This is a genomic window from Peribacillus asahii, assembly GCF_003570725.1.
Lineage (GTDB): Bacteria > Bacillota > Bacilli > Bacillales > DSM-1321 > Peribacillus > Peribacillus asahii.
Genome location: NZ_QWVS01000007.1, coordinates 1 through 22643, shown reverse-complemented (window position 1 = coordinate 22643; position 22643 = coordinate 1). Strand labels below are relative to the sequence as shown.

The 22643-nt window shown below is 36.6% G+C and carries 22 protein-coding genes and 1 pseudogene; 1 reads left to right on the top strand and 22 read right to left on the bottom strand.

The window, feature by feature from the left end:
- The 13 genes from D1953_RS04190 to D1953_RS04125 form a co-directional block, all read right to left on the bottom strand.
- Complete coding sequence (locus D1953_RS04190; RefSeq protein WP_119115913.1) at window positions 1-447, bottom strand: diol dehydratase small subunit; 447 nt, start codon at window positions 445-447, stop codon at window positions 1-3.
- A gap of 12 nt (window positions 448-459) precedes the next feature.
- Window positions 460-1038, bottom strand: a complete 579-nt coding sequence (locus tag D1953_RS04185; protein ID WP_119115912.1) for a propanediol/glycerol family dehydratase medium subunit — start codon at window positions 1036-1038, stop codon at window positions 460-462.
- 14 nt (window positions 1039-1052) lie between these two features.
- Entirely contained in the window at window positions 1053-2720 is a 1668-nt protein-coding gene (locus tag D1953_RS04180) for a propanediol/glycerol family dehydratase large subunit (protein ID WP_119115911.1), read from the bottom strand.
- A gap of 34 nt (window positions 2721-2754) precedes the next feature.
- Window positions 2755-3591: an MIP/aquaporin family protein gene (locus D1953_RS04175; protein WP_245979904.1), complete on the bottom strand. Its 837-nt coding sequence runs from the start codon at window positions 3589-3591 to the stop codon at window positions 2755-2757.
- Window positions 3592-4584: 993 nt separating this feature from the next.
- Entirely contained in the window at window positions 4585-5349 is a 765-nt protein-coding gene (locus D1953_RS04165) for an ABC transporter ATP-binding protein (protein ID WP_119115908.1), read from the bottom strand.
- Window positions 5350-6399 (bottom strand): ABC transporter ATP-binding protein, encoded by a 1050-nt coding sequence (locus D1953_RS04160; RefSeq protein ID WP_119115907.1) that lies wholly within the window; start codon window positions 6397-6399, stop codon window positions 5350-5352. It abuts the gene before it with no gap.
- 22 nt (window positions 6400-6421) lie between these two features.
- A complete protein-coding gene (nikC, locus tag D1953_RS04155; RefSeq protein ID WP_119115942.1) occupies window positions 6422-7207 on the bottom strand; it encodes a nickel transporter permease in 786 nt (261 codons plus the stop codon).
- Window positions 7208-7278: 71 nt separating this feature from the next.
- Window positions 7279-8223 carry a nickel ABC transporter permease gene (gene nikB / locus D1953_RS04150; protein ID WP_119115906.1) on the bottom strand — a complete coding sequence of 315 codons (945 nt, stop codon included), beginning with the start codon at window positions 8221-8223 and terminating at the stop codon, window positions 7279-7281.
- Window position 8224: 1 nt separating this feature from the next.
- The gene (gene nikA, locus D1953_RS04145; protein ID WP_119115905.1) at window positions 8225-9793 is read right to left on the bottom strand and encodes a nickel ABC transporter substrate-binding protein; all 1569 of its coding nucleotides are present in this window, start codon (window positions 9791-9793) and stop codon (window positions 8225-8227) included.
- A gap of 120 nt (window positions 9794-9913) precedes the next feature.
- Entirely contained in the window at window positions 9914-10783 is an 870-nt protein-coding gene (locus tag D1953_RS04140) for a DMT family transporter (protein WP_281271523.1), read from the bottom strand.
- Window positions 10783-12120: an opine metallophore biosynthesis dehydrogenase gene (locus tag D1953_RS04135; protein ID WP_119115903.1), complete on the bottom strand. Its 1338-nt coding sequence runs from the start codon at window positions 12118-12120 to the stop codon at window positions 10783-10785. The genes D1953_RS04140 and D1953_RS04135 overlap by 1 nt, the downstream gene beginning before the upstream one ends.
- Window positions 12121-12182: 62 nt before the next feature.
- A complete protein-coding gene (locus D1953_RS04130; protein ID WP_119115902.1) occupies window positions 12183-12980 on the bottom strand; it encodes a nicotianamine synthase family protein in 798 nt (265 codons plus the stop codon).
- 335 nt (window positions 12981-13315) lie between these two features.
- Window positions 13316-14191: an AraC family transcriptional regulator gene (locus tag D1953_RS04125; protein WP_245979898.1), complete on the bottom strand. Its 876-nt coding sequence runs from the start codon at window positions 14189-14191 to the stop codon at window positions 13316-13318.
- A 113-nt stretch (window positions 14192-14304) separates the two neighbouring features.
- Here D1953_RS04125 and D1953_RS04120 point away from each other — a divergent pair, with 113 nt between their 5' ends.
- The gene (locus D1953_RS04120) at window positions 14305-15222 is read left to right on the top strand and encodes an EamA family transporter (RefSeq protein WP_119115900.1); all 918 of its coding nucleotides are present in this window, start codon (window positions 14305-14307) and stop codon (window positions 15220-15222) included.
- A 92-nt stretch (window positions 15223-15314) separates the two neighbouring features.
- On the opposite strand, the gene D1953_RS04115 is transcribed toward D1953_RS04120, so the two are convergent.
- The 9 genes and pseudogenes from D1953_RS04115 to D1953_RS04070 all read right to left on the bottom strand — a co-directional run.
- A complete protein-coding gene (locus D1953_RS04115; RefSeq protein ID WP_182480497.1) occupies window positions 15315-16046 on the bottom strand; it encodes an HAD family hydrolase in 732 nt (243 codons plus the stop codon).
- 32 nt (window positions 16047-16078) lie between these two features.
- Entirely contained in the window at window positions 16079-16993 is a 915-nt protein-coding gene (locus D1953_RS04110; RefSeq protein WP_119115898.1) for a DMT family transporter, read from the bottom strand.
- On the bottom strand, window positions 16990-17379 hold the full coding sequence (locus D1953_RS04105) for an NUDIX hydrolase (RefSeq protein WP_119115897.1): 390 nt from the start codon (window positions 17377-17379) through the stop codon (window positions 16990-16992). The genes D1953_RS04110 and D1953_RS04105 overlap by 4 nt, the downstream gene beginning before the upstream one ends.
- Window positions 17380-17396: 17 nt before the next feature.
- Entirely contained in the window at window positions 17397-18095 is a 699-nt protein-coding gene (locus D1953_RS04100; protein WP_119115896.1) for an adenine nucleotide alpha hydrolase family protein, read from the bottom strand.
- Between the two features lie 12 nt (window positions 18096-18107).
- The gene (locus D1953_RS04095; RefSeq protein ID WP_119115895.1) at window positions 18108-19277 is read right to left on the bottom strand and encodes an aminotransferase class V-fold PLP-dependent enzyme; all 1170 of its coding nucleotides are present in this window, start codon (window positions 19275-19277) and stop codon (window positions 18108-18110) included.
- A gap of 927 nt (window positions 19278-20204) precedes the next feature.
- Window positions 20205-20325: pseudogene (locus D1953_RS21635) on the bottom strand (siderophore biosynthesis protein); the annotation flags it as partial.
- 170 nt (window positions 20326-20495) lie between these two features.
- Window positions 20496-21044 (bottom strand): GNAT family N-acetyltransferase, encoded by a 549-nt coding sequence (locus tag D1953_RS04080; protein ID WP_119115894.1) that lies wholly within the window; start codon window positions 21042-21044, stop codon window positions 20496-20498.
- 81 nt (window positions 21045-21125) lie between these two features.
- Window positions 21126-21662, bottom strand: a complete 537-nt coding sequence (locus D1953_RS04075) for a methylated-DNA--[protein]-cysteine S-methyltransferase (RefSeq protein ID WP_119115893.1) — start codon at window positions 21660-21662, stop codon at window positions 21126-21128.
- Window positions 21663-21845: 183 nt separating this feature from the next.
- A partial coding sequence (locus tag D1953_RS04070; RefSeq protein ID WP_142920430.1) for an RNA-guided endonuclease TnpB family protein occupies window positions 21846-22643 on the bottom strand: 798 nt, incomplete at its 5' end.

Below are 22643 nucleotides of genomic sequence, written 5' to 3'. Positions count from 1 at the left end.
TTAGTCCTCACTCTTCCTTAATCTTCCGCGCCTTTCATACACATCCGCAGCTTCGCGGATTAATCCGGCGTTTTCTATCGCTCCGTATTCTTCTTCTAATTCATTGGCAATCGCTAAAAGCTCTTCTTTAGTCGAACGGTTAGGGCGCATAGCATTATAGATTTGTAATATACGAGCATCCGATATATTAATCATTTCAGCTGCCCGGCGGAAGTTTTTTGCCAGTTGTGTTCTTCCTAAACTTTCACTGATGTCTGCATGCATTTCAAGCGTTTTCGGACTGATGCGCAAATCTGCTCCTGTTACTTCTCCTTTTAAGGCAGCATCCAGTGTTAACTCATTGTACGCTTTTCCGGTAGGTGTAAATAGCAAATCCGGATTTTTTGAACCGAGCGGATAGTTTTCTTTTGTTAAGTTTTTCGTTTGTTGTTTCGTTAAATTTTCCATCTATTTTTCCTCCTAGTCTTTTATTAAAAATTCCGCTTTTAATTCAACAGGCTTCTGATCTGGCACAAGCGACTGGCATTCTTTTAAATAAAGCAGAGCTGCCGCCGCCTGGTATTTCGGCCGTGCCATTTCGTCATTTACCACCGGAACAGGATTTGGGCTTTCTCCTAATGCATACATGGCTGCATTCCGTCCAATTGCTCGGTACATTTCTAGAGTAATTAACGGAGATTGAGGAAATAATTCAAGATTGGTTAGCGGATCCAAATCACGCTGATGAATCACTGCTGTTCCCCGTGACTGCAAACCAATGCTGATACCTGAACCGCTCATTTTGGCTGCTCCGTGCGCCATAAAAGCCAAGTCGGCCGTGCGCAAGCTGCGAATGACACGGGGAACAGCTCCTTGCTCCTCAATCCCCGAAAGGATTTCGCGCAGAACAGAAGCGTGATTGATTCTCATAATGGTTTTATTCATCTCTTTTCCAAAAGCAGGGGCTACGGCTACAATAACTTCCCTAGGGTTCGTCCCTTTTACCGCCGTCCCAATTTCCGTTAATTTCATCTCTATTGAAAATGATGATGTCGTCATGTTCGATTCCTCCCTTAATCAAAGTCTTTCGGACTGATGGCTTGACGAATGTTTTTAATTTCTTCCCATCTTTCCGGACTGAGGCGGTATCCTGTTCCAGGTCCCATGTAATCGTTTTCATCGTTTACCGCGCTTATAACGACATTATCTTTATTAATAATGGCCGATGTATGCAAATAGTCGCCAGCTACCCTTTGTTTCAGCATATTGAAAATCCGTTCGGCCGTTTGTCGATATCCAGTCTTAGCTAAGATGAGAGCTATATCATATCCCGAAATCCCATCTCGTAAAATTCGCTCTGCCGCTTTTAAATCTTCAACAACATTTCGCTGCGGCATATCTTCACTGCTATTCGCATAAGTAGCTGCTTCCACTTCCTCATTTGTAATAATCGGGAATCCCAGCTCTTCAAAAATAGCTTGTAAAGCTTTGGCTGCCTGGTAGCGAACCTCAATAACGCTTTCTTCATCCACCGGCTTTAATCCGCCGTCCACCATCATGTCCCGCTGAATAATCAAGTAATCATCTAAATCACTAGAATCCATATTAGAACCGGCAAACATATCTTCATTGTTCGGTACAGCAGCGTATCCGGAAAAGATAAAATCTGTACCAGGCAGCATTTGACACAACATTTTTGCACTCCGGCGGATTTCCGAATGTGAGAAAGTTTGGTCGTTTCCTGAAGCTACCTCCATATCAAATAATGTAGTAGCTAAGTTTTCTGCTAAGACAGCACGAATCCCGCTCGGTACAGAGGATGGGATGCCAATGCAACTGATGGAACCATTTTGCAGTCCTTGAACCCCTGCTCCTTTCGCCATCATGACGCAGCGAATTTCTAAATAAAGCATAGATTTCCCTTCTGCCCCGGCCATTTGCACCTCAGAGCCAGTACCTGATGTAAAGCGCATTTTAGCTCCCCTTGAAGCATAGGCAGAGGCTAAAAATGACTTGGACCAAGGTGTATCATCCCCGTCTATAAAAACAGATTCCGTACCATAAATCGAAACAGTTTCCGCATAAGAAGTCATCCCAAGCATTGCTAAACGAAGTTCAGTCGCTTCTTCTAAAGAATCTTGAGTTAAGACTCCATTCCTTGCCGTTTGGGAACCCACGAGTAATGCTAACGCATTAAAAGGAGCATAACGGGCAACTCCAACGGTCGTTTCTTGTTCGTCAAATCCATAGAGTCCCGCTTCTGCAGCATCCGCCGCCATTAATACAGGGTTATCGCGTACATTTGTGACATGACATTGGTTAGAGGGTGTTTTCCTTGCTCTCATCTTTTGTAAAGCCATCATCATTTCTACAACATTCATATGATTGAGAACTTCCAGCACTTTTGCAGGTGTGAGACCTTTTGACAGCTTTACAATTTCTGAACGGGACACATTAATATCCACAAGTTTTCGGGCAATCTCTAAGCTGGCAAGAGCCATGACTTCTTCAACTATGCTTGCATCAATCGTGTAATCTGCAATAAACTGGTCCAGCATATCAAAGTTTTCTCGTTTTTTTTCATCCAATTCTACTATCTGGCCATTTTCTACTCTGATAGAAGGTTTTGGATCATTCGGACTTGACATAGCGACAAATCCCATTTCAGGCCATTCTATTACAAATCCATCTTTATTAACGGGTCTTTTTTCTAAAATCTCAAATCGTTTTGAACGTAGCATAGAATATCCCTCTTTCTATCATTATTTAACATTATTAAGTTTCGGAAGAAGCGGCGATTTCTTCCTGAGTATCCTCTTTTTCTTGCAAAGCAGAACCTTTAGAAGGAAGATATTTGCTGATGAGATAATCATACAATCCTCCCCCTATCACAGCCCCAATCATTGGCGCGATAAGAGGAACCCAAAAATATCCTTTTATTCCATCGAAAGCGACAGGTCCCCAGCCGACTAGCGCTGTGAATAATCTAGGCCCAAAATCCCGTGCTGGATTCATTGCAAACCCAGTCAACACACCAAAGGCTCCGCCGATTACAGCGATAACGATTCCTACTGCCAAAGGAAATAAGGCTTTTGTGGGAGCAAATGAATTTCGTTCGTCAATAAAGGAAAATATAGCAGCTACTAACAAGGCAGTTATAACAATCTCAACACATGCAGCTTGAAAATGATTTAGATAGAAAGCAGGGTAGGTAGAAAAAATACTAGCCAAAGTTAGACTTTGTGCACTCCCGCGAATCACTTCGTTTGTTGTTTCATAGTGAAGGAAACCATTATAATAGAGTCCGTATACTAAGGCGGCTGCTGTAAAGGTTCCTATTGTTTGCACTAAAATATAGGGTAATACCTTAGCCCAAGAAAACCCGCGATAAACAGCAAGCGCTAATGTGACCGCTGGGTTAATATGCGCTCCCGATATGGCTGCCGTTAAATAAAGAGCCAGACTTACAGCTACTCCCCAAATCATCCCTATATCCCACATCGTGTATTGAGCTCCATTTAAAACAAGAGCAGCTACACAGCCTGCACCTAAAAAAATCAAAATAAAGCTGCCAACAAACTCTGCAATTAATTCCCCTTTTAGTTCTTTCAAGAGTGATACTCCTTTCAATTTTTTAAAACTCCCTCTTTAATTGAAGGTCCTCCCTTTCCTTCTTGTATATTAATTATAATTTTCTGAATTTTCATTGTCCCTAGACGCTATTTACGTTGTCTAGCATTTTTTATACTTTTTTTATGTTCATTAGCATTTTTTATACTTTTTAAATATGTAATTAAATTCTAGTGACAAATCATATTCTCGGTTTTAGTATTAGTAGAAGATAAACAAATTGTAAAAATAAGGAATACCTAATTGATATTTTGTTAATATACGAGTTGTTCAGATATGTAATGAGCTCTTTAATTGAAAGGAAGGATCAGGAGGCCTATGATGGAAATTTACAACAGATATCATTGCTGTGCTAGTTGTCAACATTTTAGGGTGCTAAAGGATAACAACAAGAAGATAGATTATCAATGTTCAAGACTTAACTATCAAACAAAACCAAACTATAAATTTGATTGCTGGAGCCCAAAAGATATCGTTAAAAAGAGAATGAATACAAGCTTTTAGTGATCATTCGACTTTCTTATACGTTTTTGAGTTCTCCTTCAAGAACAATTATTCAACACATTTGTTTAAGGAGGTATTATCTTATGAAGATAAAAATTAGAAGGTCACCAGCAACAAAATTGTTGCTTAAACTTTTCAGCAAAATAATTGGTTATTAAACTACATTTTATAATAAAGGGTTTCTTTCCTTTAGGGATAGGACCCTCTCTTGGCTTCTGGTGCAAATATAACTTGTTAAAAACATAGAATCTCAATGTCCTTCTCCGCTATGAATGACGATGCTCCCAAAATAATTGCAATTGTCTTGGAGTTTTTACGCCAGAACGATGATTCGTAAAGCACCTCATTACAATTTCTTTTATAACGGAAAAGACCCTTATGAAAAGGGTGCTTTATTAACGCAATACAGATATCTCCCATAGAAAAGGATTTTCAAGATTTCTCGCTTCTGAATCATATTCCTCGCTAGTTTTAGTTCTCTGCCGCCGCCTCTACTAACCTCCTCGTATAGGGATGTCGCCTTTTTGAAAATAAATCTTCTGATAAAAATAAATCAACGAGCATCCCTTCTTTTAACACGGCCATTCGTTCACATATATATCGAACAGCGGCCATATCATGCGAAATAAACAAGTAGGACATATTAAACTCTTCTCTCAATTCCTTTAGTAGGTTTAGAATTTGTGCTTGAATGGATACATCTAAACTGGAGGTAGGTTCGTCGCATATAAGCAAGCTTGGCTGAAGGCTAATTCCTCTTGCAATCGCAGCTCTCTGACGCTGACCTCCGCTTAACTGGTGCGGATATCTTTCAAGCAGGCTTTTGTTCAGACCCACTTTTTCGAGCAGGATTTCTGCCATCTGCTTCTTATCATTTCTTACATCCTTTAAAAAAGAGGGAACCACATCAGGATAATTTTCTAGGGACTCAATAACAGATTTCCATACAGGAAGCTTCGGATTTAAGGATGCTGTTGGGTCCTGAAACACAACTTGAACGTGGCGCCTTGCCTTTCTAAGCTCAGTTCCTTTTAAACACTGAAAATCTATGCCATTTAGTGTGATTTGTCCTCTATCAGATTGGTCGAGCCCTAATATCAATTTAGCTAGTGTACTTTTTCCACTCCCGCTCCCCCCAATCAACCCCAGACATTCACCTTGCTGTATTTGAAAAGAGACATCGTTCAATACCTTGTTTGAGCGGTAGGATTTACAAACATTTTTAACTTGAAGCATTTAGTTTCCTTCTTCCGTTTCTAAATTGTGGCATGCCGTGCAGTGGGAATCTTCTGCTAGCTGCATCTCTGGCACCATACTACACTTCTCTGATGATTTCGTACACCTAAGAGTAAATGAACAGCCCTGTTTAGCAACGAGTCCTGGCTCTCCAGGGATTACGGCTAATTTCCCTGGTACTGTTTGAGTTAAGACAGACCTTGCCCGCAGCAGCAGCTTTGTATATGGATGAAGCGGATTGGTCTCGATATTTTCAGTTAAACCCTTTTCAATAATTTGTCCGCCATACATCACAGCCATTGAATTCGCTCTCTTTAACAAATGTTTAAGATCATGAGAAATCAGGAGTATCGCACAACCCACCTCCTTCTGAAGATCGGCAAGCAAATCTAATATCTTCTTACTTGTAAGGACATCAAGGGCGGTTGTCGGCTCATCCGCAATAATCAGTGAAGGATTAAACATAAGCGCTGCAGCAAGAGATACCCTTTGAAGCTGTCCTCCGCTAAGCTGGTGAGGATAGCTGCTGAAAATCCGTTCTGCTGGCACCTGCACACGTTCAAGCCAGAAGAGAACTTTCTTCCTCGCATCTGCTTTTCTAATTTTCTCGTGGCTGCGAAGCGATTCGATAAGCTGTTTACCAATCTTAATAAAAGGAGTAAAACTCCCCTGATAGTTTTGAAAAAGATAAGCAATCTCTTTTCCACGTATACATCTCATTTCCTTTTCTGAAAGTCTTGTGAGATTTTTACCCCGGAACTCAATTTGCCCCTCTGAAACATGTAGGGATTTTGGAAGCAATCCTAAAATAGCGGAAGCAGTCAAACTTTTTCCACTTCCACTTTCTCCAGCAAGACCAAGCATTTCACCCGGACGAATTGTAAAATTCAGCTTTTTAACTAGTGTATGATCTTCCTGCCTATTAGCACCGCGCAATGAAATCGATAGATCTTTAATTTCAAGGACAGGGATAGATTGAAGCCCGGATACTTTCTGTTGACTGTCCTTATTTGTTAGGTTTTGTATTTTTAAATCCATTACTGCAGGCATCCTAATACCCCCGTTTCCTTCGTTATATGCTTTTTATATCAAGCTTATCTCTTAATCCCTCTCCAATTAAATTGCATGATAAAACGAGAATGAAAATGGCCATTCCTGGATAGAACATTAATTCAGGAATGGTTTGAAAATACGGCCTGCCATCGTTTAGCATTGCTCCCCACTCTGGTTCCGGGGGTTTAGCTCCAAGACCGAGGTAAGACAGAGAAGAGATGATTAAAATGACTTTTCCAACATCCAGCGTTGCAAGCACGAGAACCGGCGAAATAATTTGCGGTAGCAAATGCCTCGTGATGATCTTCCATGTTGGACATCCTCCTACCTTTGCCGCTAATACATATTCTTTTTCACGTTCTAATAAGATGATGCCTCTCACAACTCTGGTATAACTGATCCACTTTACTAAAACAACAGAGATCATCAAATTTGTTAAACTCGGACCTAAAAAGCCCGCAATTGCAATGGCTAATATAAACTCTGGAAGTGCTGTTAAGCCGTCTGCTAGGCGCATCACAAACGAATCAAATCGTCCTCCCACATACCCCGACAGCAAGCCGAGCGGAATACCAATCAGAATAACAGTTGCAATCACCAGCGCCGTAATGCCAAGTGTTGTTTGCGAACCAATAATTAGCCTGGAAAAAATGCATCTTCCCATATGATCTGTCCCAAAAGGATATGTTAAGCTTGGGGGGGCAAGGCGCTCCGCCATATTTGCCGTAAAGGGATCATTCGGTACAAGAAACGGTCCTATGATTGTAATAAGAATGAAAATTGAAAGAGAAAAGAGACCAAACATTGTTATTGGCTTCGAGTTTATCCGTACCAAGCTCGGAAAATAAGGTTTCTTTTGCAAAATATGAGAGACCTTCAAGCAGTTCCCTCCTTTCCTTGCTTAATGCGTGGATCTAGTAAATAGTAGGATAGATCCACGAATAAATTCATTACTACTACGAATACGCCTGTTAAGAGGACATATCCTTGTATGACTGGATAATCACGGCTAAAAATCGCATCTACTGCCATACTTCCAAGCCCTGGCCAAGAGAATAAAATTTCTATTACGACAGCTCCACCAAGTAAGCTCCCCATACTTAATCCAAAAACAGTAATAACAGGCAGCAAGGCTGCTCTAAAAGCGTGGAACCAAAGAATCCGCCATTCTTTCACTCCTCTAGCTCGTGCCGCTTGAATGTAATCCTCAGAAAAGCTTCCAAGAAGTCCTGCTCTAAGAAGTCTTGCATACACAGCCGCCAATGAAAATCCTAAGGCAAAGGAAGGCAATATCGTTTGAGAGAAGGTCCCCATTCCAGTTGATGGAAGGATTTGAAGCTTAAAAGCAAAAAAGTATATGAGCATCAATCCAAACCAAAAGCTTGGAACTGATGCCCCAATTAAAGCACAAATTCTGCTGATTTGATCTGGCCATTTTCCTGGATAACGAGCTGAGAGGATACCTAGCGGCACAGAAATAGACACCATCACAAGCAGTGCACCAACTGTAAGTTGTACGGTGATTGGCAAACGTTCCATCATCTCGTTCCAGACAGGCTTTCCACTCATGTAGGATGTGCCGAGATCAAGCTTAATTAAACCGAGCATCCACTGACCATACTGAATATATAGAGGCTGATTAAAGCCAAGCTCACTTCGGAGCTTAACTTGATCAGCTTCAGTTACCATCATTTCATCTGCATTTAAAATCGCCATAACAGGATCACCTGGGGCTAGCTTCATTAAGCTAAAGGTAAATATGGATAATAGAAATAAAACAATCACTAATTGAACAAGGCGCTTTCTAACCAGTCCTAACATCTTATTTCACATCCAATGTATGGGTTATAATATAGTACTCCTCAGCTGTAGGAGCCCAGCCTTTAATTCGATTATTCACACCTACTAGAATATTTGGATAAACAGCATAGCTATGTACTATTTCCTTGTTGATAATATTGGCTGCTTCTTTCGTCAATTGTATTCTTTCATCTAAATCACTTGTTGTATTTAATTGGTTAATCAATTTATTTAATTCTGGGATATTTATTTTTCCAACATTAAGTGCTCCTGTTTCTGTGAATGCAGTATTCAGGAAGTAGCTTCCATCTCCTCGTGGTGATGTATTATTACTGTAGGTAGCAAGATCCCAATCGCTATTTTCTGAAAGATGAGTATCAGCATTTTCGACCATTTTAATCTCTATTTCTACCCCTGCTTTTGCTGCATCTGACTGAAACAACTGAGCAATTAATGGCAATTCTGGACGTGCTTTATATGTGATAAGCTCAAACTTAAGTGTTTTGCCGTTCTTTTGCATCTTGCCAGCATCATTTTCTTTATATCCTGCCTCGCGAAGAAGCTCCTTCGCTTTTTTAATATCCAATTTTTTTACTTCATCATCGATGCCAAACGGAAGATTACTGTTAAATGGACCATTTGCAGGAACCGCATGACCGAGCATGATATCATCCGCAATACTCTTTCGATCAAGTAATAAATTAAGGGCCTCCCTGACTTTTATATCTGATACGTTTGGACTTTTTTGATTAAATAAGACAAAATGCGATCTAAGACCAGGTACAGATTCAATCTTAAGTGCTGTATCTTTCTCAATAGCTTCTATACCTTCAGCAGGAAGGTTATAAACTACATCTGCCTCTTTAGACTGCAAAGCAAGTGCCCGGACATTTGCGTCTTCATTAAATTTAATGGTTGCCTCATTTATTTTTGGCTTGTCTGCCCAGTAGTTGTCATTTTTAATCACTTGAACTTCCTGATTTGGAGTGAATTTCTTCACTTGAAAAGGCCCTGTCCCAACCGGCGCATTTCTAAATGCCTCTTCACCCATTTCTTTTTCAGCTGCAATATTGACAATCGAAGTATATGGGTTTACTAGTTCTGATGGTAAAGCAGGATATGGCTCTATAGTTGTAATGATAAGCTTTTGACCATCTGCCTTCATTGATTGAATTTTTAAAGAACCTCCAAGGGATTCATTTACGGCGATACTTCGTTCAATTGAAGCTTTGACCTTAGTAGCATCAAGTTTTGCTCCATCTTGGAATGTTACATCATCTCGGATGGTAAACTCCCACGTCACATTGTCCGTTGTCTCCCACTTTTCTGCAAGCCAGCCTTCAATATTTGAATGTTCATCCAGCTTTAGCAGCGTTTCTGTAACGCCCGCACGAATAGGAGTAAATCCAGTATGAGGATCTAAGTTAGGAGACTTAAAGCTAAAAATCATTGTTACCTTCTTATCATCTTCTGTTTTTTCTCCTTTAGCATCTGAATGACTCTTTTCAGCTGAGCATCCAGCTGCTATGAGAATCATTAATCCTAACGCTAAAATAAGCAGCTTTTTTACACTGAACATATTCGTTTTCATTCTTTCTCCCACCTTTATATAGATATTTTTAAAACGTAATTATTACGATTTAATGAATGGATATTACTAATTAATCAAAATATGAGTCTATTTTTCTCCTGTATATGAACTAACCCTGTATTATTCCTTTACACTCTTCACTTCCGCTGTAGGCATTTTATTCTGTTTTGCCGAAAGCAGGATACATGCGGTAATAATGAAAATCCCTCCTAATATGGTTAACCTATCAGGAACTTCTGTCCAAAATAAAAATCCCCACATGGCATTAAAAACAATTCCACTATACCTCGTTATTTCTACAACAATCACACTGTCATGCGTAAAGGCTTTTGTTAAAAATATTTGACCTAATAAAGAAACAACTCCTATACATACCAAATAGATAAGTTCGAGTGGTGTGGGTACTACAAAGTTATTCCACATAAGCGGAATAGACACCAGAGTAGCTGTCATTAGGAAATAAAAGACAATTTCATAGGAATGATGTTTTTTACTTAAGTAGCGTATGGAAGTTGCTGCACCTGCTGCAAATAGAGCACTAAGAATACCTACGAACGCATAGATCGAATACGTAGAATAATTAAATGGCTTCACGAGTAGAATGGCACCTGCTATCACAAGAGGAAGCAAAAGACGTACTCTTTGGGACACTTTCTCCTTTAAGAATATTGCAGCGATAAGAATAGCAAAAAAGGGTGATAAATGAGCCAATATACTTGCATCTGCAAGCGGTATTTTAGAAATCGTATAAAAATAGGCCAACAAATACAAGGCACCAAGAACACCGCGAACGGCAAGCATGGGAACTCCCTTTTTAGAAAATGCCACTTTACTATGTCTCATCATAAAATAGATGATGATCGTCCCAATAATACTCCTAAAAAACACAACCTCAGTGGAAGGAATCGATAAGCTAACTGCCTTTACCAGGGCATTCATAATACTAAAAACAAGGGAAGATAAAATTGCAAGGATAACCCCATTTTTCATTATTTTCTCTCCAATTCGCTATATATGGCCTCTACGTCATTCTCTGTTGTATCCTTGAAAACTTCTGGATAAAAGGAGTCTTCTCCATGTTCTTGTATGAATTCATGTAATCTTTTTTCAAAGTATTTGATTAACTCCAACGTTTGCGGCATCGTAACATTCACTTTTTCAGCTAAACCATAAATAAGTTTCAATTTTTTATAATCTTCAAAAGGAATCCTAGGGATAATCCACTTTCCATATGAATCTTTATAAACTTTTTTGTACGGAACAGATGAAAAATCGAAGTACTTTCCATTCTCATCGGGTTTTGAAAAAGGATCAATAAGAATAGATGCGTATCTTATGTATAGAAGATACTCTTGTTTCAATTCTTCTAGTTGGGGAAAGTTCTCAATATCTTCCCGAGAAAGAGTGAGTTCATGAACAGGATAATTGTCATCATTTAAAAACTTTAATAAGTTAATAGGTTTGGCCCCAAGGCATTCAATAAGCATAGAAACTTCCTTCCAGAGTAAAACCATTGCCTTTATCAAATGTTGAGTAATAGGTCCTTCTGGATAAATTTTATACATCCACTTTTTTGAGTCCTTCAAGCTGAATATTTCACTTAATGAAAATTCATTGATGAAGAAAGGCGGATGTACATAAGTTGTAATGTTCTTACTTTCCGCTTCAATAGCATGATTAACCACTGTACAGTGTATGCCCAGGTTTTCAATAAAACGCTGAACATTTAAAATAGCCGTACTGTTATTTTGACTAGCAGCAATATAGATGCGCTTCTTTAAAGCCTTTGTAAAAGCCGTTCGGATACTTACATTTGTCGAATCAAATTTTGTAGCAGCAAAATAGGTAGACAAACTAATGACATCAATTCTACCTTTTGAATTCTTCAGCTGACTAGTAACAAGAAGGTTAGAACCAATACTTGGTGAAATTAAAATAATGGTCTTTACCTTTTTCAATGAATCTATATTTAAAGCATTGATTACATCCGTGTAACTGTCACTTGGGGTACATATAATAAGTGTTTGCCAAATATCATCAATGTCATCATAGCCTGCATAAAAGCAATCTAATGCAACTGTCCCCGAAAGGTTGTTATATTTTTCACCTTGCACATTTGAATGAAGAACATAGTGGTTTTGTGTCAACTCTTTTGCAAGCCTAACTGTATGGGCACCTTTTCTGTTCAATAAACCTATATTGTCACTCCACCCGCGAGAAACACTAACAGCAATATGTATGGCAGCCGGTCCTGCACCGATGATTAGTGTATTACCGAAAGGCGGGGATAATGTTTCACCAACGTTAAATGTAGTAAGACTACTCATATATCATCACATTCCTTTGTTAAGTTAAAGGCAGAATCTACAAGAAATATAATTAAAATCAATTAAACAAGCGGCCTGGATTTTTCTAACATTATGGTATCGTAAATATTTTTACTTTGACTAATTTTGGTTTCAATCCAATCCGGAGATAAGTCTTTCTCTAAGGGATAATTAAAAGCAGACTTTAAACCATTCCCATACCTTAAAATAATTTTAGCGTTCATGTTTATATTTGTTCTTAAACTATCTAGGACTTCAAGCTTGTTCCTTACCAGTGAAGCAATAATGATATGTGTAGCTTCTTTAACAAAATCTAATTTATATAAACTTTCACTAGAAAACTTAACTTTTGATTCTAAACCAGAAAATTTTGTTACTTTCTTTGCTAGTTCTACAGCTTCATTATCTATATCCAATCCTACCACTTTAGCTCCCGCTTCTTGAGCAATTGTAAGTGCTGAAGTTGGAAATGCACCTGATCCAATAAAAAGTACTTTAGACGTATCATCAATGCAAAAATGATCAAGTTCTTGCTTAACAGATTTTGACAACACATTGATATAATCACTTAAATTTAATTCATTGTTACACGTACAAATAGATTGGTATTTCTCCATAGCGCACAGTGCCTTTACCGAAGCCTCTCTTAACCTTTCAGAGTGTTTCTTTACTTCACTGTGGCACCCCCATAATTTCCACTGATTCAAATTCTCTTCACAAATTACAAATTGACAAAGATCGTCTAATTTATTTTTTAGCAGTTCAAAACATACGCGACACTCTTCTGAATAGACCATTAATTCTTTTATTTCATATTCGAGTAATTTTAAAGAAAGTAAAAATTTATATTTCTCTTTCATGTTCCTTAATACCCCCTGTTTTTATGTAGAAGCACCCATTCAGATGAATTAACCTCATCCCCTTTCAATAAATCGTAATCTTTACGATTTAAAATATACTTTTCTTTCACCTATGTGTCAACCTCAATTATTGGATTTATTTTCAAAAAAATATTTTATATCCCAAAAACATTATTCCGGGATATAAAACAAAATGGTTAAGATTGAAATAATTTAATGAAGTGAATCCAGACAAATACGGATTTACAGCGTTAAGAGGTTTTTTCATAAAAAAAACGCCAATAGATCAAGAATACTTTGGCGTATACTACTCTGGATAACACATCATCTCGTATCTATTTTCTTCTTTTCTTATAGGCTAATGGTGTCATATTCATAGACTTTCGGAATTTATCAATGAAATAACTTGTACTATTAAACCCTACTTGATAGGCGACTTCAGTAACATTGGATTCTGCTTGTTGCAGTAAAATTAAGCTTTTTTGAATTCTATAATCGATTACGTAATTTAATGGTGTTGTCTTTAAAACTCGTTTGAAATATCGGCAGCATTCAGAGCGACTCAATTGACCAGCTCTCGCAATATCGTCTAACTTAATTTTTTCCGCATAATGTAGATGGATCCAATTTAACATTTGCTTCATTCGATTATTCTTTAACATTTCCGTCTGATTGTATTCTAATTGAAAGCCATTAATAATTAAGTTTTGCCAAATTAACGTTAGCTGTATCGTGATGTCGATTTCATAGTATGGTGATTTTTGCCGAATCCATTGATTGATTTTTACAATAGCCTCTAAAATATTTTTCCCCCACTCCTCATTTGCATCTACATATAAGTAGGGTAAATTAGTCGCTTGAATATAAGGATATACATAGGTTGTATACAGTTCTTGAGGTAAAACGAAATGAGGAGAAACATTTAAACAAATATAGACACAGCCTGATTGATTCTTTTCTTTCGCCATGTGTAAGAAGCCGCTATTTATAACTATCCCGTCGCCTTCTCGAACGACTAGTTTTTCTTCATTTATTTGAAAGATTGCTTCCCCTTTTACAATCAAAACAAATTGAATTTCCTCATGCCAATGAAGTGGTATATAGCCGTGTATATTTTGGGCAATCGTTGTTTCGTAGCATGCAATCGGTAATGCGACTGTACGATGTTCGGTTAGCTCTTTTAAGCTTTGATCAACCTTAAAATTTTTCATTTGCAAACTTATCACCTCAATATATTTATATTTTTTTATTCGATTTAACTATTATTAAACCAATTTTCCACTTATTATAACACTATTATTATACTTAACATGGAGAATCAATCATGAATAAACCTACTAATAGAAGAACAGGACTATTTTTCGTTATAACAGGAGCGATACTTTGGGGTGTTGGCGGCACAGTGGCCCAAAAACTCTTTCAACAATACGCCATCGATGTAGATTGGCTCGTAACGACACGATTGCTTATAGCTGGTTTTCTACTGTTAACCGTTCAATTTTTTCTAAAGGAACGTTCTCAAATACTTGGGGTCTGGAAAAATCGAAGGACAGCTATTCAACTGATTATCTTTGGGTTACTCGGCATGCTTGCGGTTCAATACACGTATATGGCCTCTATCAGTTATGGTAATGCGGCTGTTGCAACGTTATTACAATATTTAGCACCTGTTATGATTATTGTTTATTTAATTTTACGTAAACAAACCGTTCTAACACGACAAGACTTATTAACAGTTTCGCTTGCTTTAGTTGGCTGCTTTTTCTTATTAACAAACGGCTCAATCTCCGGGCTGTCTGTGCCGACACTGGCAATCATTTGGGGTGTTTTATCCGGACTAGCATTAGCCTTTTATACTTTATATGCCATTCCTCTCCTTGCGCAATATGATTCCCTTGTCGTTGTCGGCTGGGCGATGATTATCGGTGGTTTTGCCTTAAGCTTTATCCATCCGCCTTGGCAAATGGACTGTACAGGCTTAACACTAGAAAGCTATTTATATTTAGTATTTGTTATCCTATTTGGTACAATGATTGCTTTTTGGTTTTATATTGAAAGTTTACAAAGTCTTTCACCTAAAGAAACAAGCCTTCTAGGTAGTTTAGAGCCACTAGCCGCTGTTGTAACAACGGTCATTTGGTTAAAAGAACCTTTTGGATTTTTCCAATGGATTGGTACAGCTTGTATTATTGGAATGATTTTAGTATTAGCATTGAATAAAAAATCTTCTTCAAAAAATTAGCCCCCCTTATAACCAAAAGACCCCAATCGTTAAGAAACATCCAACGATTGGGGTCTTTCCATTCTCAGATGAAATTTCCAAATATCACTTAATTAAATATCTAATACATTATCGATAACCTTAAGAGACTCTTTTAAATCTAAAATGGATGCTACTTTAATTACCTTTGAACTATTAGAGAAATTTTCCGGAAATACATGATCCTCGTTTACCCAAACAGCACTTAATCCAGCATTAGTAGAACCTATAATATCATTAACCCATGAATCACCCACATATATCGAATCAGAGCTACTTATGTTTAATTTGTTTAAAGTATAATAAAACGACTGAGGATCCGGCTTTTCATATCCAATTTCCTCCGATATAAAAATATGTTCAGACCTTATAACATCATTAAGCCCCATTTTTTTAATCTTTTGGTTTTGTTCGGTAATCTTACCGTTAGTCAATATACCTAACTCGTAGTGTTCTTTTAAAAAAAGAAGCATACTATTAACTTTTGAATCAGGAACAATGCTATTTATTAACACATTAAAAAATTCATCAAAATATCTTTGCGATGCATCTACACTAACTTTAATTCCAAAATCGTTCATAGTTTTGATAAACCTTTGTTGACGCAGTTGATCTAGCGAGATTAGTTGCTTAGTATGAAGCTCCCATAATTCTTTATCATATTTTCGATACAAATTTATAAAAGATTCATAGTTTAATTTTTTTGTTAAAGTAGATGAATTAAAGGCTTCAACGTTAGCTTTTTCCCAATACGAATTGAATGGTAATAACGTGTTATCAAGATCAAATAATAGTAACTTTCTCAAAAAATTCACCCTTCCATAAGGCTAAAGAGAGTTTACGACTCTTGGTTTCGATAATTTCTTGTTGCTTCTCCTTTAGATTGTTCATATTGAAGCCATAGTATAGAAAACAACATCAATAACAATCCTACTATTTTAATTATGGTTGGAATGGGTCCCCAAATAACCCATGTAAGAATCATAGCTACTGGGAGTTCTGTAGTAGTTAGTGTTCCCATAACAACAGATGATACTCTTTTTGCAGCATATGCTGTTAATTCAAACGTTAATATTTGCCCGAGAATAGCAGTTATCAAGCCATAACTAAAAGCATCTTTAGTAAAGATAGTTAATTGATTCATTTTGAACATAACGAATACAGCTACTAATATTGCAGCTAAAGTAATAATAAAAACTTTAGTTACAGGATGCTCAGTTATTTTTTGAAGGCTAAATAAATACATAGCAAAAGATGCTCCTGCAGCTACTCCATATATTAATCCTGCTATTGTCATACTTTGAATTGTACTACCAATTAACAATATAGTTCCAGTCCAAATTAAAATAACTGAAAAGACATTTTTAAAAATAATTGTCTCCTTATTGATAATAATCCCCATTAAGAATAACATCCAAGGATACTGGAATAGTCCCAATGAGGCTATACTTGGATCTGTTAACTGAATTGAAGAATAATAAAGTAGACCAGTTAATACTGTTGTAACTGCTGCTATCCAATTATAAGGATTTTTAATAATTAACTTACGATGTACACGAGAATTATCAAGTTTTTTCTGAATAACTAAGTATCTTCCGCCAAACCATAAAAAAGCAAAGAAAAATTGATAAAGTAATAAATCAAAGGTAGTAACACCTTCATTATGAGCTATTTTTACAATAATAGAATTTACCCCATAAATAATTCCTGATAATAACGCTGCTGTAGCTCCTAAGTTATTAATTTTATTCATTTGCAAAGCGTAATACGTAATAAAGGTAAAGTAAATTCTGTAATACCCGAACCAAGTAATTCAGTCTCTTTAGAATCTATATCTATCCATTTATAAGAATAAATCTCTGAATCTGGATTAGGTACTCCTGACACCTTTGTTAAATAAACGGTAATTATCAAAGGTTCAGTTTCAAACATAGAAATTGTTTCATGTATTCCTAATAACTCAGCTGATTCAATGTTCAATTTTAATTCTTCTTGTAACTCTCGTGATAAAGTTTCTAGCTCTGACTCACCTTTTTCTGGTTTCCCACCAGGTAACATAAATTGATTGGGATATTTCTTTTTACTAACGACTAAAAGTCTATTATTTTTAACAATAGCCGCCCCTATTTTTTTAATCATTAAATTAAATTTCCTCCTTAAACAGTGAGACTTGTAGTTGTATAACGAGTTTTTTCTATGATTTTTGCAGTATTAGTCATTAAATCTACGTGCCTATGACAAATAGGTAATTTATCTATTATGTATTCTTGAACTTGTTGCTCGCTTGGTTCACTAAATGCATCACCAAAAATTGAAACCCCTTCTAGCGACTTTGAAGATAATCCTAAAGTTAATAAAGCATACTTTACATCATCTTTACTACCATAGTTATAGATTGGAGACTCATATTCAATTCCATATTGTCTTTCAAAATCTTTTAAAAGTTCAATAGCCACTTCTTTTTGTTCGGCTAAATCTTCCTGGTATCCAACACAACCATCTACCATTCGCGAAATACCATTTTGCAAACAATAAACTGTAGCAGCTGCATGTATAGCTAATTTATCCCCCAATAGAACTAGATTAATTCCCCAACGTCTAAAATCAGCTTCTAAGTTTTCAATAGCTACACTTCTAAACAGCCCATAAGTTGGTAAAATCTCTCTGCATGCGATTTGTTCTGGAAAACGCGCCTTTAATTGATCAACACGAATTTGTGATAATTCACTGCCTATACCTATACCACTATTACAAGTTAACAAATGTACTTCATTTCCTTGTAATGCTTCTAAACTAGCTACTAACGAAGAATCGCGTCCACCCGTAAATAATACAGCTACTTTCTTTTTGTTCATTTAAAAACCCTCCTAATTAATTAGTCTATTTATCTTATTAATTAATTCACTAATTTGTTCTTCGTCATTAAAAAAACCTATGGAAACACGTATACTATTAAACCTTTGTATATCCTTGGTATATACATTTAATTTTTCTAACTCTTTCCTAAAAGCTTTTGCATTTATCTCTTGAGGTAATCGTATACTACTTATACTATTTACGTTGTTTGTAATTACACTTAAGCTTGTTTTTTTATTAATATAGCTTTGGAATATCTCCATATTTCCTTTAATCATATCGCATATATTCGATAGGCCGATATCGTTTATTAGAAAATCTAAACCTGTGTTCATCCCACTAATAATAGGGCGAAATCTAGTTCCTATCTCAAACCTTTTTGATCCAACTTCTGGTATAAAATCAACTTTTCCATCATGAGATAGGAAGGAAGAATTTCCGGCAAAAATTTGATTTAATCTTGAAATAGATTGGCTAGATATGTACATAAAACCTATTCCCTCGGGTCCTAATAACCATTTGTGTGCTGGAAATACATAAAAATCCGCATTAATTTCCTTCATATTGATATACATAGTTCCTAATGCTTGCGCACCATCAATCAAAACAGGAATTCTTAATTTTTTGGCATAATTACAAATCTCTTTAACTGGATTAATATATCCTGATTCCCAACAAACATGGGATAACACAATCAACTTTGTTCTTTGTGTAACCTTTTCGAAAAAAGAATTCACATCAAAAATCATATTTGTTTCCTTAGAATATTCGTAAAATTTAATGTTCACATTTCTTAGCTTGTGAACTGTAGATAGACTTGCTAATGCCCCTAAGTGTTCAGCATTTGTAGTTAGGATTTCATCATCTTCTGTTAAATTCATTCCCCATACTATTGTGTTAATAGCTTCTGTAGTATTGCTAGTAACACCAATTTCATTAGTATTTGCCCCTATAATGGAAGCCACTTTACTTCTTAATATGGATAAATTTTTTTGAAATAATGAACGTTGTCCTTTATTAGCTCGTCCGGTAAATAATTCTTTTTGTATGTCTGAAGAAATAGATTCAACTACACATCTAAGTAAAGGACTCGTACCCGCTGTGTTAAAGTACAGTTCATTTCCCGCTAGTGGAATTTGGTCTTGTATGGTCTGCTTAATTGCTTTTTCTCCTTTCTTCATTCGCTTAACCCTTAATTGTTATGTGAAAATATAGTATTACAAACAACACTTTCATATTATCATTTAAAAATTTACACAAAATTGAGAAATTGTTAAAGTTTCGTTAATGTATGAATCTAGTGCAAATATGACTTGTTAGAAACATGGAATCTCAATATCCTTTTCATTTATGAATTATGATGCTACTTTAAATAAGTTATGTATTGTATTTAGTAATCTCTCATATCGTATCAGGCCTTGGTTTGGTACCAGCTGTTTTAATGGGTGTAGGAATTGATTTATGGTTATTTTTCTTAGGGCTTTTCATCACTCTGGAGATATGCTTCAGTAAATTGGTTTGTTTCGGGGGAGGATCAGTCTTGATAGGTTTCGGAACTGCAATCTATTTACACATAAATTTCGCCCCATTCCTATGGACCAGTTAATGTTAATCATACGAACAACGACTAAAACAATCATCCTATTTTCAAGAACACTCATTTATCTTCTATTCCTTATATTGGTCACTATCTTTAATAGACCAATTGGCGTAGGGACTGTACTAACAGTATGTTTTGGAGGAACTATTCTTAATTACTTTATGCCGATAATTGAAAGACAATTAAGTAGTATCGTTAGGTTTTCTTTAAAGTATAACTCTTATTATGTTAATCTGTTCCAGTTTGTTAAAGAAGGAAAAGGCTGCCGTAGCAGCCTTTTCCTTCTTTAACTCTAGCCTCGGTTAATTAAAAAAGTTTTTTAGTCAGAAGCAATGATTACATTTTCTGCGACCTACTTTAGGTCACTAAAATTTGCATTTTCAACCAAATTAAAAGATATTTTTTGCCCTTGTTTAAGTTATCTGAATTCATTTGGGAATTTTTCATAATCTGATACAAAACTTAACTAGCAAATACTTACCGACAGCCATTTCCTGCTCCTTGTACCTCATGTATACTCAAAACAAATTACTGCTTTTCTTAATTCTTTATTAAAAAAACAAGTATACACAATCTGCACCATAGGCTTGAAAATAGTATCCTTCAGCAAATTCAATATATGTAAAATTATAACTAATTCCATCTTTAATTGTTCTAAGATGTCTTATAATCTTAATACGGTATTTTTTACGGGAATTTGTTTTAAATGATTAATCTTTTTAAATAACACTACAGAGTTATGAATCTGTTAAGAAAGGTAAAAGAACAACATAATAATGATTATAAATCATGTAAAAACTTAAGCTCCTTGAAAAGACTTCTTATGAAATCGTTCAATTAAGCGAAAAACCTCTTCCCCTTTCTCGGGCAATTCCGCTTCAGGAACTAGTTTTAAAACCATTGCTTGATATGGCTCCGGAACTACTCTATAGTGATGAATATACGGAAGTAACATAAAGTTACACTTTTCCCAAAATCGGATACGTGCAAGATTTTCAGACGTCTGTTCTGCTTCGACTTCGATCACAATACTATCAAATTCACGATTTATTGACCAACTCATTATATAATTAATTATCATCCTGCCTACACCTCGGTTTCGATGTTTCTCTCGAACCGCGAGATAATCTATGAGAAGGATCTTGGTTCCCCGCAACTTTCCCGATAACGCTATCGCATATACCTCGGATTCATCTTGAACTATATGGAAGAAGCATGTTTGTTTTCGAAACATATTTCGGATAATCTTCTCAGACTTTGCCCCTTTTTCACCAAAAGCTTCATGATAGATGCTCCTCCACTTCTTCCATATTTCTTCATCCCAATGATCCACTGTCTTAAACTCCATGGAATCCCCCCATGTTTGGCCCAAATTTTTTCAGGTACTTTTATCTATCATTAACAACTGAAAAAGTCTCAAATATTTAAGCTAGATATTTGTGATACCTTCCCTTTCCTTCTCGAGATTTAATAAATACTTCTTCATCTCCAAACCACCCCGATAACCTGTCAGTTTTCCATTTTTGCCTATTACTCGATGGCATGGAACAGAGATAAGAATGGGATTAGCTCCAATAGCAGTCCCAACTGCACGTACAGCAGACGGCTTTCGAATCATTTCTGCTATTTGTGAATAAGTAAATGTTTCTCCGTATGGTATCTCGTTTAAAGCATTCCATATCTCTTGTTGAAAAGATGTTCCCTGAATATCCATTGGAAACGTAAATGATGCTCGCTTCCCTTCGAAATATTCTACTAATTCTTCTATATATGGTTGTAGCGCTCCATCATCCTCTATCAATTCCAAGTTAGAAAATCGTCTCTTTGCCCACTCTTTTACCTCTTCAAAAGATTTATTAGGAGAACCTACATAACACAATCCATTAAATGTTGCGGCTAAATAAAATTTCCAATTATCATATACAAAAGACGACCAAAACACGACTTGGTTTCTAATGTTATTCATTCTGTTTTCCTCCATTAACCCTCTTTGAACTACCCCCACCTACTCCACTACGTTTCGTTGAGGAGGGGGATTCCTACGTACAAGATTCTATCGAACCTTAATGGAGTAGGCGATCCCTGTCGCACCGACAGTTAGCAGTCCAAACGACTAACCTAGCAAGTCTCCTGCAAAAAAAGAATCTAGTTAGACAGTTAACGCTAATTCTTTTATATTTTTAGATGCGTTCACATCCGCGTTGTCTGTGTGACCGCATTTTTGACACACAAATTCAGCTTGCGATGGACGATTGGCTTTTTCTGTATGGCCGCAAGCATGACAACACTGTGAGGTACGGGTAGGATCGGTTTTCCCATACCATTCCGCTTTATATTCCAGCATGGTACGGAACTGTGACCAAGATGCTTCACTGATTGCTTTCGCCAGATGGTGATTCTTCCTCATATTCGCTACCTTTAAATCTTCTATTCCGATCACATCGTGGTTTTTGATGATTTCGGTAGACATTTTTTGAAGGTAGTCTGTTCGTGCGTTCACGATTTTTTCGTGAATACTCGCCACTTTTTTTCGTTGTTTTTGATAATTTTTTGCTTCATTTAGTGGTTTCTTTTGTTGAAGCGCTCTTTCTTGTCTTCTCGATAAGATCCGTTGTGCTTTCACCAATTTTTCCTCCAGTGAACGGAAAAACTTTGGGTTTGAATAGATGGTTCCATCTGACAGAATCGCAAAATCTTTTAGGCCGACATCGATGCCAACAGCCGAATTTGTTTTTGGTAATTCTGGTCCTTTTACTTCGGTCGTTAGAGAAACAAAATATTTCCCCGATGGATTCCGTCTAATCGTCGCACTCAAAATACGACCGTGTACTTCACGACTTTTAGCAAAACGAACAAGACCTAGCTTTGGCAACTTGATATGGTCATCTATAACAGCGATATTTCCCTTCGTATGCTTCGTAACGTAAGACTGGACAGGATTCTTTTT